Source organism: Bacillus sp. ISL-46 (genome assembly GCF_018613205.1).
Genome location: NZ_JAGGQR010000010.1, coordinates 147401 through 161198, shown reverse-complemented (window position 1 = coordinate 161198; position 13798 = coordinate 147401). Strand labels below are relative to the sequence as shown.

The 13798-nt window shown below is 39.7% G+C and carries 12 protein-coding genes and 3 pseudogenes; 10 read left to right on the top strand and 5 right to left on the bottom strand.

Features of this window, described 5'->3' with window-relative positions:
* Window positions 1–15 precede the first annotated feature (15 nt).
* A complete protein-coding gene (locus J7E67_RS05055; protein ID WP_214716883.1) occupies window positions 16–1122 on the top strand; it encodes a GerAB/ArcD/ProY family transporter in 1107 nt (368 codons plus the stop codon).
* A 25-nt stretch (window positions 1123–1147) separates the two neighbouring features.
* Here the strand turns inward: J7E67_RS05055 and J7E67_RS05050 are convergent, their stop codons facing one another.
* The 3 genes from J7E67_RS05050 to J7E67_RS05040 form a co-directional block, all read right to left on the bottom strand.
* Window positions 1148–2818 (bottom strand): PAS domain S-box protein, encoded by a 1671-nt coding sequence (locus J7E67_RS05050; RefSeq protein WP_214716882.1) that lies wholly within the window; start codon window positions 2816–2818, stop codon window positions 1148–1150.
* 228 nt (window positions 2819–3046) lie between these two features.
* Entirely contained in the window at window positions 3047–3550 is a 504-nt protein-coding gene (locus J7E67_RS05045; RefSeq protein WP_214716881.1) for a GNAT family N-acetyltransferase, read from the bottom strand.
* Window positions 3551–3738: 188 nt separating this feature from the next.
* Window positions 3739–3891, bottom strand: a complete 153-nt coding sequence (locus tag J7E67_RS05040; protein WP_214716880.1) for a YpzG family protein — start codon at window positions 3889–3891, stop codon at window positions 3739–3741.
* Between the two features lie 252 nt (window positions 3892–4143).
* Between J7E67_RS05040 and J7E67_RS05035 the strand changes: the two are divergent.
* The 8 genes and pseudogenes from J7E67_RS05035 to J7E67_RS05000 form a co-directional block, all read left to right on the top strand.
* Window positions 4144–4503: pseudogene (locus tag J7E67_RS05035) on the top strand (DUF3147 family protein).
* An 18-nt stretch (window positions 4504–4521) separates the two neighbouring features.
* Window positions 4522–4893 carry a DUF3147 family protein gene (locus J7E67_RS05030; protein WP_214716879.1) on the top strand — a complete coding sequence of 124 codons (372 nt, stop codon included), beginning with the start codon at window positions 4522–4524 and terminating at the stop codon, window positions 4891–4893.
* A gap of 191 nt (window positions 4894–5084) precedes the next feature.
* Window positions 5085–6263 (top strand): acyl-CoA dehydrogenase family protein, encoded by a 1179-nt coding sequence (locus J7E67_RS05025; RefSeq protein ID WP_214716878.1) that lies wholly within the window; start codon window positions 5085–5087, stop codon window positions 6261–6263.
* A 685-nt stretch (window positions 6264–6948) separates the two neighbouring features.
* Complete coding sequence (gene fabG, locus J7E67_RS05020) at window positions 6949–7713, top strand: 3-oxoacyl-ACP reductase FabG (protein WP_214716877.1); 765 nt, start codon at window positions 6949–6951, stop codon at window positions 7711–7713.
* 20 nt (window positions 7714–7733) lie between these two features.
* Window positions 7734–8183 (top strand): MaoC family dehydratase N-terminal domain-containing protein, encoded by a 450-nt coding sequence (locus J7E67_RS05015; RefSeq protein ID WP_214716876.1) that lies wholly within the window; start codon window positions 7734–7736, stop codon window positions 8181–8183.
* Window positions 8180–8581, top strand: a complete 402-nt coding sequence (locus tag J7E67_RS05010; RefSeq protein WP_214731119.1) for a MaoC/PaaZ C-terminal domain-containing protein — start codon at window positions 8180–8182, stop codon at window positions 8579–8581. The genes J7E67_RS05015 and J7E67_RS05010 overlap by 4 nt, the downstream gene beginning before the upstream one ends.
* Before the next feature lie 237 nt (window positions 8582–8818).
* Entirely contained in the window at window positions 8819–9592 is a 774-nt protein-coding gene (locus J7E67_RS05005; RefSeq protein ID WP_214716874.1) for an SDR family oxidoreductase, read from the top strand.
* Between the two features lie 158 nt (window positions 9593–9750).
* Window positions 9751–10596, top strand: a pseudogene (locus tag J7E67_RS05000) (thiolase family protein); the annotation flags it as partial.
* Window positions 10597–10730: 134 nt separating this feature from the next.
* Here J7E67_RS05000 and J7E67_RS04995 read toward each other — a convergent pair.
* Together J7E67_RS04995 and J7E67_RS04990 are read right to left on the bottom strand one after the other, a co-directional pair.
* Entirely contained in the window at window positions 10731–11675 is a 945-nt protein-coding gene (locus tag J7E67_RS04995; RefSeq protein WP_214716872.1) for an MBL fold metallo-hydrolase, read from the bottom strand.
* A gap of 339 nt (window positions 11676–12014) precedes the next feature.
* Window positions 12015–12338 (bottom strand): annotated as a pseudogene (locus J7E67_RS04990) (acetyl-CoA C-acyltransferase); the annotation flags it as partial.
* On the opposite strand from J7E67_RS04990, the gene J7E67_RS04985 reads away from it, so the two are divergent.
* Window positions 12325–13779: a long-chain-fatty-acid--CoA ligase gene (locus J7E67_RS04985; RefSeq protein ID WP_214731124.1), complete on the top strand. Its 1455-nt coding sequence runs from the start codon at window positions 12325–12327 to the stop codon at window positions 13777–13779. The pseudogene J7E67_RS04990 and the gene J7E67_RS04985 sit on opposite strands and share 14 nt — an antisense overlap.
* Window positions 13780–13798 lie beyond the last annotated feature (19 nt).

Sequence of the window (13798 nt, the reverse complement as noted above, 5' to 3'; positions counted from 1 at the left end):
GGGGGGATCAATTATATGGAAAAGGCGAAAATAAATGCAACCCAATTGTTCGTCCTGGTCGTTTTGTTTGAAATGGGAAGTGCTATTCTTGTTGGGATTGCATCAGATGCAAAACAGGATGCTTGGATAGCCATTTTGCTCGGTTTAACTGGCGGTATCATGATCTTTTTTATTTATTACAAATTATATATGTACTATCCTGACCTTCCCTTAACGAGTTATGTTCAAGAAATAACTGGAAAATGGCTTGGACGGTTGATTGGGTTCTTATATATTGTCTATTTTATGTATCTTGCAGCAAGGGTATTGCGAGATTTTGGCGAGTTATTAACATCAACTATTTATAATAGTACTCCACTGTTTGTGATCAATACCTTGATGATCATTACTATTATCTATGGGATCCATAAGGGATTTGAAGTAATAGCCCGAGTTGGTGAAATTTACTTTGGGGTTGTCTACCTGACGGCGATATTAGGCATGTTGTTAATTACCTTTTCTGGATTAATTCATTTGGGAAATTTAAAACCGATTTTAGAGAATGGGTTGAAACCGGTAATAAAGACATTTTTAACCCAAACCATCAACTTTCCTTTTGGAGAAATGGTTGTCTTTACAATGCTGCTCCCGTTTGTAAATGATAAAAAGAAGGTTAAAATAGTCTGTTTAAGTGGAATGATATTAAGCGGAATAAATATTACCATTACAGTTGTAGTAAATATTTCAGTATTAGGGGTAAATCTCTTTAGTCAATCCACTTTCCCACTATTAACGACCGTAGGGAAAATTCAAATTGCCGATTTTATCGAACGTCTCGATGTCTTGTTTATGCTCTATCTAATCATTGGAGGTTTTTTTAAGATTGCGATCTACTATTATGCTGCAGTTGCTGGTGCCGCTGATATCTTTCAATTAAAAAACCAACGAAAGCTCGGGTTCCCACTCGGAATTATCGTCTTATTTGCATCCGTTACGATTGCATCTAATTATTCGGAACATATAAAGGAAGGGCTGGTTGTTGTACCCACTTATTTACATTGGCCCTTTCAAATTATCATTCCTTCCATGTTATTAATTATTGCTTTTTTCCGAAATCGGAAGAAAAAGAAAAGCCCGTCGTAGTGGACGGGCTAATCACTTATTCATTTTACACTCCTTCAGGAATCGAGCGCTGGTTGTTTTTAGGGTCTTTTTGCTTGATCGGTAATGAAATTTGAACAGATGTCCCTTGATTTTTCTGACTATCAAAATGGATATTGCCTTGATGGGATTGAACAATCTTGAAACTAACCGTTAAACCTAACCCAGTCCCTTTTTCTTTAGAAGAGTAGAAGGGTTCGCCAATTTTCTCTAATCTTTCTTTAGAAATACCGCAGCCATTGTCTTTAATGGAAATTAACACATGACTATTTTCTATTTGCTCTAGAATAATGGAAACCGTTCCTCCATTTTGGCTTGCTTCTATCGAATTTTTAATCAAATTGATAAACAATTGCTTGAGTTGATTTGGTTCGCATTCAATCCATATGTCGTTTTCAGGAAAAAGAGCTTCAATTTGAACATTATATAAACTCGCTTCGGTGTTTAATAATGAAATGACATCCATTAATAGCTTTTGAAGATCTGCTTTGGTATATTTTAAAAGCTGAGGTTTTGCCAATAACAAAAGCTCACCAACAATGTCATTGATACGATTTAATTCGTCGAGCATAATTTGATAAAAAAATTGATGCTTATCATCTTCCATTTGTAAAAGTTGGACAAATCCTTTTAATGACGTCAGCGGATTCCGAATTTCATGGGCAACGCTGGCAGATAATTCACCAACGATTGATAGCTTTTCTGTCCTGCGAAGACGTTCTTCTGCATCCCTTAAGGTGGTCACATCACTGCCATAGCCAATAATTCCAGCGATATTTCCATTAATAATGATCGGAAGGGAAGTACATTGTAAGATAATCCGATTCCCGTTTGCATGTGGTATATACACCTCATACATGACCGGTTTTATTTCTTCCACAACAGTGGAAATGAACTTTGGAAGATATCGTTTATACCTTTTTGGTAATAATTGTTTTACATTTTTCCCAATCGCTTCTTCCCGTTTGAAGCCTGTAATGACATCATACTGTGGGTTTAAATTGGTAATAGTTCCGCCTAAATCCATCATATAAACAATATCTGGACTGTATTCAAATAATGACTTATATTGTTGCTGACTCTCTGCTAATTTTAATGCCATTTCCTTTTTTTCGGTAATATCACGTCCAATGATGACCAAACCTTGTCGACTGCCATCTTCGTGAAATAGTGGTACTTTAATCGTGTCAAATATTTTTACTGATCCATCTGGAACAGGAAGGACTTCCTCTATTCGAGTGATTTCTCGATTAATCCAAGCATCTTCATCAGAAGTTTCACAAAATCTGAGAGCATCACCGTAAAAGTCTGTATACTCGGCTAATTCCGAATCCTTTTTCCCCCGATAATCCACATTCTCAAGCTGGAACAATTGTAAACCAAATTCATTTGCTTCAATCCATCTGCCTTCACCGTCTTTAAAGTTAACAAAATCAACCATTGAATTGATTAAAGTAGATAGACGTTTCTGATCTTCCTGGGAAACATCTAACTCCTCTTTTTTACTAATGAAGAAATAAATGAACCCTCCAGTCATGGCAACATAAAAGATCTCTTTTGACCTTAACACCAACTCAATAAGTGAAGAAGGCACATATTGTTCGATTACATAATTGGACCCATATATCCAAATAATACTTGTAAAAAAGTAGAGGATGATGATCTTTATTTTATTCATGGAAATCTCCAGTTCTCTTCAAGGAATAAAGTTTATTAAAAACAAGGAGTAGTGAGTATTTATTACTCCTTAGTCTATAGTACTAGATAATCCATTATTTTGGAATAATGCAACGCTTGAAATATTAATAACTATAAAAACTTTTGCTACATTATTATCTGATTGCCTACATGGAAAAGGCTTATGGAGTGTATTCCATAAGCTATCTGTTCTTCGATTTCAAGATTTTTAGAAGAGTCTTTTTCCAAGGATAACTAAATCACGTTCAATCCCATCCAGCTCAGCCACATTCGGAAGCTGTGCCCATTTTTCAAATCCAAAACTTGAGAAAAGTTTAATGCTAGGTTCATTATGACCAAAAATAAAACCTAGTAAGGTTTTGATTTGCAGACTTGGACAGGCATCGATTGCTTTTTGGATTAAATATTTACCAAGTTTCCTGCCTCGAAAGTCGGGATGAATATAGATACTAATTTCTGCTGTCGCATTATAGGCGGGCCTGCCGTAAAAAGATTGGAAACTAACCCATGCGCAAATTTCTCCTTGATTTTCTACAACCCATAATGGACGAAAGGTTGATGAATGTTCGTTAAACCATTGAACTCTGTTTTCTACTGATATTGGTTCAAGATCGGCTGTAACCATCCTACTTGCTATGGTTGTATTGTATATATCAACAATTACAGGCAAATCACACATATCGGCATCTCTAATCGTAAAGTCATCAAACATGTTATGTACCACTCCCGTTTTTTTCTTAATAGATTTTATAATATCTTTTGGAACAAACATTATCAATATTGTAATAACAAATTACTTTGAAAAAGAAAAACCTTTTCTCGAAATTGCTGTTCGAGAAAAGGTCATTTCTAATGACAGTAAATGTTTATGCTGCCATTACTCGTTTCTTTGCCTAAGCCTTACCAACGGTGGGCCTTGGCATTGCTCCTTAAGATGATCGTGTTATGCGTCACTTGAGTTTGCCCATTCACTTGTGAATTTTGACGTTTTGGACGCGTCGTATGGTGGTGAAAGAGCTCTGAGTGCGGATCTAAATGGTCTTTATAACTCATCTAAAATCACCTCATCAAAGGATTTGAAACGACGATATTCTAATGAATATCACCATTATCTTTTGTAAAATGACAGGAAAATAGTCATCAAACTTGAATTTAATGAGAAATATCTTCAAAAACGTTAATAAAACGTTCACATGCATAGTCATGGAAATGAGTTAAAATGAATACATCGAATGATTGTGATTCAATTCACAAAACAAATTATTTTTAACAGCATGTCAAAACAATAAAAGAGGCGAATTTAAAATGGTTAGTTTATCACTTGGCGGACTGCTTCTTCGATTCCTTTTGGGAGGTCTAGCTGTAGTTGCCTGTACTGTCGTAGCAAAGAAGTTAGGGGAAAAAGCTGGGGGAATATTTGCTGCATTTCCTGCTGTTTAGCTGACAGCATTACTCACCATTAGTCTTGATTTTCACGGCGGTCAGCTTATTACCCATTCGATCATGTTATCTAAAGGCGCCATTTTTGGGATGGCAATCAATATTCTTGTCGCCATCCTCGCAGGCTACCTGCTTCCTAAGATAGGTTGGAAAAAAGGAATCCTACATGCAATGGCTTGCTGGTTTACTGTATCAATTGTTGTTGTATTCATTACATCTCATTAAATGAAAAAGGTGGACAACATGAATAAAAAGGACTTATTTATTCGGTTTTTACTAGGTGGGGCAGCAGTCTCCCTAAGTTATCTTATAACTATTATTTCCCCATGGAAGATTCTTGCCGGTATTTTTGCCGCTTTTCCAGCCGTTATGTTGACAGCCGTTATTATGGTGGGAATTGCCTCGGGGACTAAGAAAGCAACAAATATTGCTAGAGGCTCCGTATATGGAATGATTGGTGGAATCATTTGTGTAATAACAGTTTTAATAACATTGGAAACCAGTGAAAATTGGATTTTTAGTATCATTCTAGGTCTCCTATTTTGGCTTGGAAGTTCACTTACCATTTCCACCTTAAGAGAGCGGACAGCAAGAAAAGTAATTAGTCATGTATAGTTAACAAAAAATTCTTTGGCGCCATAGCTAGAGGATTTTTTTTATTAGGAAAATATTAACTTGTATTATCTGAAAGTTCGGAATAAAATAAAGTTAACATACCAACCGGTAGGTATGCCTACAATCGGTTCAGCATATTATAAATTAACGGCATTAAACTTGATGTTAAGAATAAGAATGGAGTGAATGGTATGTATTTACGATTGACTGATGAACAAAAAATGGTACAAAAAACAATTAGAAGATTCGTAGAAAAAGAACTTATTCCCCTTGAAAACGATGTACTTCGCAATGAACGAGAAGGTAAACCGAGTCTTCCTGCAAGTAAACTAAAAGAGCTGCAACTAAAAGCGAAGGAAGCAGGTTTTTGGGGAATTAACACTCCAGAGGAATATGGTGGTGCAGATCTTGGTCAAATGATGATGGCAATTGTGTTAATGGAAGTGTCAAAAACCTTTGTCCCATTCCAGTTCGGCGGTGGTGCAGATAATATTCTTTACTATGGTAATGAAGAACAAAAGAAAAAATACTTAATTCCGACGATTAATGGCGAGAAAAAGTCTTGTTTTGCAATGACCGAGCCAGGTGCTGGTTCTGATACCAGAAATATTAAAATGACAGCAGTGAAAGACGGCAGTGAATGGGTTCTTAATGGTGAAAAAACGTTTATTACCGGCGGAAACGAAGCGGACTTCGTTATGGCGATAGCGATTACGGATAAAGAACTACATCAATCAACACAAGGCCGCGAAGGGGTTACATGCTTTATTGTCGACCGTGATATGGGCTGGAAATCAGAGTATATACATACAATGGGAGAATGGGGTCCAGCCGGCTTAGTTTTTGATAATGTCCGTGTTCCGGAGGAAAATATCCTGGGTGAATTACACAAGGGCTATAATCTTGGTCTCGAGTGGATTGGGTTTGCACGCTGGGTTGTTGGGGCAAGAGCAGTCGGTGCCGCTGAACGCTTGCTGCAAATGGCGATTGATTATGCAAAGGAACGGGTTACATTTGGGAAACCTATTGCTGAAAGACAAGCAATCCAATGGCAAATCGCAGATTCTGCGGTTGAAATTGAAGCGGCAAGATGGCTAGTCTTGAACGCTGCCTTTACTTTAGATCATGGGGAAGATAATCGACACTTAGCATCGATAGCAAAATTATATGGTGCAAATATGGGCAACAATGTCGTCGACCGTGTCCTTCAAATTCACGGCGGGATGGGGTATACAAGAGAATTACCGATTGAGCGCTGGTATCGCGAAGCAAGACTATGGAGAATTTACGACGGCACAGACGAAATCCAACGAATGATTATCGCACGTAACCTGATTAAAGGTCATGTGAAGATTGGTCAATACGTGTAAACATTGTCTCTGTTATATTTCGATGTTCAAAATAAAGTCGTGAAGAGACATATTTATTGTATTTGTAAGGTCCAGACGATTGGCAACAGAAATCAGGGAAAAACAAAGAAAAGTGTCTCCAATGAGGGCTATTGGCAACAGAAATCAGGAAAAACAAAGAAAAGTGGTTCCAATGAGGGCTATTGGCAACAGAAATCAGAGAAACACAATGAAAAGTGTCTCCAATGAGGGTTATTGGCGACAGAAATCACGGAAAAACAAAGAAAAGTGGTTCCAATGAGGGCTATTGGCGACAGAAATCAGAGAAACACAATGAAAAGTGTCTCCAATGAGGGCTATTGGCGACAGAAATCACGGAAAAACAAAGAAAAGTGGTTCCAATGAGGGTTATTGGCGACAGAAATCAGAGAAACACAATGAAAAGTGTCTCCAATGAGGGTTATTGGCAACAGAAATCAGGGAAAAACAAAGAAAAGTGGTTCCAATGAGGGCTATTGGCGACAGAAATCAGAGAAACACAATGAAAAGTGTCCAATGAGGGCTATTGGCGACAGAAATCACGGAAAAACAAAGAAAAGTGGTTCCAATGAGGGTTATTGACAACTAAATCAAATGAAACTATAACATAGCCACAAATTAAATGTAAGCGCAATCTATAATTTTATTAAACTCAGGAGGAATAGAAATGGCAGGGAGATTTAAAGGAAGAGTTGCTTTTGTTACGGGTGGAAGCCGTGGAATCGGCAAAGGGATTGTCGAGCTTTTTGCACAAGAAGGAGCAAAGGTAGCTTTAATAGATTTGAACGAAGAGGCGTTAAGTGAAACAACCAGTGAATTAAAAGAAAAAGGTTATGACGTTTATTCAAAAGTTGCAAACGTCGTTGATGCCGAGCAGGTTGAAGATGCCATGAAAGAGGTTTATGAGAAATTTGGCTCCGTAGATATCCTCGTGAATAATGCCGGGGTAATCCGCGATAATCTATTTTTTAAAATGACCGATTCAGATTGGCAGACCGTTATGGATGTGCACTTAAAAGGATCATTCAATGCGGCCCGCGCTGCTCAAAAATATATGGTCGAAAATAAATATGGGCGTATCATCAATATTTCTTCGACATCAGCACTTGGAAATCGCGGTCAAGCTAATTATGCGGCGGCAAAGGCCGGCTTGCAGGGCTTTACAAAAACACTCGCAATTGAGTTAGGAAGATATGGGATTACAGCAAACTCAGTGGCGCCTGGATTTATTGAAACGGAGATGACGAAGGAAACCGCTGCCAGAATCGGCATTCCATTTGAGCAATTAATTCAAGCGAGTGTGGCACATATTCCAGTCGGCAGAAGTGGCAAGCCAGCAGACATTGCCAATACGGTAGCCTTCTTTGCTGATGAAAAATCGTCTTTCGTAAATGGCCAAGTAATATATGTTGCCGGTGGACCAAAATGTTAATAAGGTGAGGTGAGGATGAATTGTTTAAAGACCAGATAGGCAAACAATCAAACAAGGTTAAAAATGACGTTGAAAGAGGAGCCGTCAAAAAATTTGCGGAGGCGATTGGTGACCTTCATCCCATTTATTTTGATGAAGAAACTGGAAGAAATTCAAGAAACAAAGCCAACATTGCACCTCCTACCTTTCCAAGAACTTTTGATTATGGTGTCATCGAAGGATTAAATCTTCCCAATAAAGGTTTAATCCACGGAGAACAAACATTTCATTACGAGCGGCCATTAAGAGTTGGCGAAACAATTTACTGTTATACCAAAGTAAAAAGCTACTTTGAGAAAAAAGGGAACTTTGGGGAGATGGGATTCCTGGTTGTGGAAAATTACGGCGAGGATCTATCCGGCGCTTTAATTTTTAGCTCGTCCTCAACGATTGTCATCTCTGAAGCTGTGAGGAAGGTGTTGGCACGATGAGTACTCTTACTGAATTACAAGTTGGAGAATCGGTCAAAGAAATTCAACTGGCGCCTGTATTGCGGCTTGACTTAATCAAGTATGCAGGTGCATCAGGAGACTTTAACCCAATACACACGATTGATGATGAGGCGAAAAAAGCGGGATTACCAGGTATAATTGCCCATGGAATGTGGACAATGGGGAACCTTGCAAAGCTTTTTACTGCTTATTATGAAGAAGGCTTCGTACAGGATTACTCGATCCGTTTTAAAGGAATGGTATTTTTAAATGATGTGATTACACTGAAAGCGACACTGAAAGAGAATGAGGAACAAAATCTGCGCTTTACTGTCCAAGCGGTCAATCAACAAGGTAATGAAGTATTAAAAGGTGAGGTAGTTTATCGCCAATATTAATTACATGATGTGAATTTAGACCCGGCACCAAGAAGAAAAACCCCTTCTTGCTGCTGGGTTTATTGTTATCAAATTAGATGTTGAATATATGAAAATTTTGGTATTATAAGAAACATCTACATACCAACTGGTTAGTATTTAGTGGTTGTCTATAAAGGGACGTGCAGGAAGCTTTTCACCGGTTTCGGTGGTAACGGGCTCAATGAACAATGACGCTTGTAATAGGGGGAACGATCAATGAATGTGAAAGAGTTGTTTGATTTAACGGGAAAAGTAGCTATTGTAACAGGCGGCGGCAGGGGACTTGGCCAGCAAATCGCTGAAGGCTTTGCGGAAGCAGGTGCAAATGTAGTGGTTTGTTCAAGAAAATTGGAAGCCTGTGAGGAAGTAAGCGAAGGCATAAAAAGACTGGGTGTGGAGAGTTTTGCCTTAAAATGTGATGTCACCAGCCCCGAAGATATCAAGAATGTCGTCGAGCGGACGATTAAACGATTTGGGAGAATTGATATTCTTGTAAATAATAGCGGCGCCTCTTGGGGAGCACCGGTCGAGGAAATGCCGCTCGAAGCTTGGAAAAAGGTCATGGATGTCAATGTTACTGGTACCTTCTTAATGTCCCAGGCGGTTGGTAAGGTGATGCTCGAACAAAAATCAGGAAAAATAATTAACATTGCATCAGTGGCTGGTTTAAAGGGAAGTAATCCAAAGTATATGAATGCAATTGGCTATAACTCTAGTAAAGGAGCTGTGATTACTTTTACTAAAGATTTGGCTGTCAAATGGGGTCCAAGCGGCATTTATGTAAATGCCATCGCACCAGGATTTTTTCCGACGAAAATGTCAAAAGGGTTGCTGGATCAGGGGGGAGAAGCAATTCTTGAAGGCACCCCATTAAGAAAATTTGGTACTGATAATGACCTTAAAGGCGTTGCCTTATTCCTAGCTGCACCAGCTTCCGATTTTGTAACGGGAGATATCGTTGTTGTCGATGGAGGGGCGCATGCGATGTAGATATTGTCACCAAAATGAAATTCGCTGATTGAATACAATAACTACTGATAGAATCCTATTTTATGTAATAAATAGCTCTTAAAAGAGTTCTTCCTACGGAAAAAATCAATATTTTTCCTGAAAAATAATAAATTCAAATCCTAGGGGTGAATAGTGTAATGAAAAGAGATGCAGTCATCGTTTCAGCCGTCAGAACCGCGATAGGCAGACAAGGAAGTGCTCTTGCAGGTGTTCCTGCCCACGTATTGGGAGCAGAGGTTATTAAAGAAGCAGTTAAACGCGCAAATATTAATCCGGAAATCATAGACGATGTTGTATTTGGAAATGTCTTGTCCGGCGGTGGAAATATCGCTAGATTAACAGCCTTACAGACGGGGTTATCGCTAGATTTGCCAGGAATAACAGTAGACCGTCAGTGCGGGTCAGGACTGAATGCTATCAATCTTGCTGCCCAAGCAATACGTGCCGGGGATGGTGATGTCTATATTGCTGGCGGGACAGAAAGCATGAGCCGGGCCCCTTATTTGATGGATCGACCAGAAAAACCGTTTAGCCCGGTGCCGCCAAGTTTCAGGAGATCACAGCTGTCACCAAAAGAGATTGGTGATCCGCCCATGGGCATAACTGCTGAAAACCTTGTGGAAAAATATCAGATTACGAGAGAAGAACAGGATCAATTTGCCCTTCAAAGCCAACAGCGAATGGCGATTGCGATGGAGGAGGGCCGATTCGATGAACAAATTGTCCCAATCTCGATTCCAGTTAAAAAGGGAGAACCATTAATTTTTAAAATGGATGAACACCCGCGTCCGCAAACGACCTATGAGGCATTGGCGAAGCTGCAGCCAGCTTTTCTAAAAAGCGGTACAGTTACAGCGGGAAATAGCTCGGGCTTAAATGATGCAGCATCGGCACTTGTGATTATGTCGAGAGAAAGGGCAGAGGAATTAAATCTTACCCCTCTAGCCGTGATTCGCGCTTATGCCGTTGCGGGTGTAGACCCGATCTTTGTAAAATAAAAAAGGATACTCACCAAACTCGGCGATATTTGTTTCCAGCAGGTCTTTCAACTTCACAACATCCGCTCCTTTTTTAAAAATCTTATAAAACACCCGAAGGTATAGGACTACCACTATTACTAGATCGAACGATAAATAACAACTGAATCTTTTTGCTCATAACTAACCTGCTGTCTTTCTTCAAGCAAATCCAAGTGGCCTTGTATTTGTGATAGCCCTAAGAACACCGTATTTCCGTGCAAACGCGGATACATTTGCCTGCAGATTTCATAGATGCATTTTTCTCCTGTTGTAAGAGTCGCTAGAATTTGCTCACATCGTTTTTCTTGTTCTAGTAATCTTGTTTTGATCAAGGATAAATGTTCGCTAAATGCTTCGCCATGACCAGGGTAGATTGTTTTCAGCGGCAGTCTGCCTACTTTTTCAAGCGAGTTTCGGTATTGCATTAACGGCCGCGGACGATTGACCTCGCCTGGATTAGGCGGCTCGATAAAAGCATTCACGGAAAATGCCTTTAATAGATGATCACCGGCTAAAGTATCGCCAGTTTTTTTGTTCCATAGTAAAATATCAGATTGGCTGTGGCCGGGAACATGAACTACTTCAAACTCCTTCCCGCCTAACGGTAAAACATCACCTTCATTTAGATAGGTAACATTCCGCCACTTTTCCTCTTTAAATGGACGTTCGAAGATGTGATTGAATGGGTCAGCACCACAGCTCGATAAAAACTGATGAAAAAAAGCCTGCACTCGTTGATACTCGTCCATACCAACATTAATCGACCCTCTCGCCTGTTCATGGACATAGATTGGCAAATCTATTTCTTCCAAAATGTAAGGAATTGCACCCGCATGGTCGATATGGATGTGGGTAAGGACAATTTGATCAATCTCCTTCAATGTAACTCCGTGCGTATGTAGTTTGCTTTTAAGTTGTTGAAATGACGCTTTCCCAGGGTTACCTGTGTCGATTAACGTAACGGAATCTCCAATCGCCAAAAAGGCATTGACCGTCCCCTCAGCAAAATGGGTTTCTAATTCAAGCGGTACAATTCTATACAATTTAATATCCCTCCCTTCCAAACATTATTTAACTATCACTTTGACAGGAGGATTGACCTAAGCACTATCAAAACTATATTTCACTTTCACTAGAAATATGAATACGATTCATCCAAAAAATGAAAATTTTTATTTTTTTCAAAAAATGTTTTAATCACCAGAACCCCCATGATAAAAACGTAAATTATGTAATATTAACAAGGGGGTATTCACTAATAAAACTGTTATTTCTTCAACTTAATTGGGACAATTTTTCCATCCTCAAAAATCCTTTTACTTTTTTAACTCGGAAGGAGGCATGTCTGCCTCTACTTCCCCCGAGGTGACTAACAGCACGAATTATTCGCGTTCAATGATCGTTGCAATTCCTTGTCCGCCTCCAATACAGGCGGTGATCAGGGCATATTTTCCAGCTGATCGTTTTAATTCATAGATTGCTTTGGTGACGAGGATGGCGCCTGTTGCCCCGAGTGGATGTCCGTGAGCAATAGCGCCGCCGTTTTTATTTACTTTTTCAAGGTCCATCCGGAGTTCGCGATTACATGCTATTACCTGTGCCGCAAACGCTTCATTTATTTCAATGACGTCTATATCATTTAATGAATATCCTGACTTTTGAAGCACTTTTTTCACAGCAGGAACAGGTCCGATTCCCAAAACGTTCACTAATATTGAAACGAAGCAATTCTCGGACCAATTTGCATGTGGTTTGCGAAATCTTGGAATTGCTAAGGGCGACAGAGTAATAGTTTGTATGCCCAATTGTCCTGAGGTCCTCTTTGCCTATCAAGGAATTACCAGAGCAGGAGCAACGATTGTCCCGGTTATGTTTACTTTGCATCCAAAGGAGCTTCACTACATCGCACGAAATTCTGGCGCAAAAGCAGTAATTACCTCCTCCGCAGTAAGGAGTAATGTTGAAAGTTCATTAGAAGGATTACCGGCTAAACCACAGTTAATTGTTGTTGATCTGCCATCAGATGAGCGTGCGAAAAACTTCTATGACATGTTTGTCCCCGCCGAAAATCAACTTGTCGATGGTGGGAACTCAGATGATACAGCAGTCATTCTATATACCTCAGGTACGACTGGAAATCCAAAAGGGGTGCTATTAACCCATAAAAACTTATATTCTAATGCCGAGAATTCAGCAAAGCATAATGAAACAGAGCGGGGCACAACACTTGGAGTCCTGCCGCTTGCCCATGTGTATGGCTTCACGATTTCGAATATTTGCTTTCTAACAGGCAGTTCTATCGTTATTTTTTCAAGCTTTGATACAAAAGAGGTATTTAAAGCGATTGAAAGACATCAGGTTAAGACGTTCTCAGCTGTTCCCGCGATGATTCATGCCTTAGTATCTTATCCACATGCCGACCAATATAAAATCTCCAGTCTTGAATCAGTCGGATCAGGTTCTGCACCGCTGCCGGTTGCCTTATTGCACGCTTTTGAACAAAAATTTGGCGCAAAAGTGTATGAGGGCTATGGGTTATCAGAGGCTGCACCGGTTGTTACTGCTCATCGCAAAGGAATCGAAATAAAACCTGGCTCTGTTGGGATCCCGATTCCTGGGGTAGTGTTGAAAATCGTCGATGAAAATGGCGAGGAAGTTCCTGTTGGGGAAGTGGGTGAATTAATCGTCCGCGGTGATAATGTCACGCCTGGCTACTATCAAAATGCCGAAGAAACCAGCCGTGTCTTAAAAGATTCGTGGTTATTTACCGGGGATATGGCCCGGATGGATGATGAGGGCTATGTCTATATCGTTGACCGAAAGAAGGATTTAATTATTCGCGGCGGATTTAATGTGTATCCTCGTGATGTCGAAGAAATATTAAATGCTCATGAACAAGTTTTTGAGGTAGCGGTTGTTGGTATTCCCGATGAACGAATGGGCGAAGAAATGGTTGCCTGTGTCGTGAAAAAACCTGGTGCAAAAGTAACGGAAGAGGAGCTAATTCACTATTGCCAGGACCATTTAGCAAAAAACAAAACACCACGCAGAATCGTTTTCCTAAAGGCACTGCCAAGAAATGGTGTCGGGAAAATATTAAAGACGCATCTCCGCAGGCAAGCTTCAGAAATTGTAATCAAACCGTAAAAGAAAAAAGGAGGAGAAC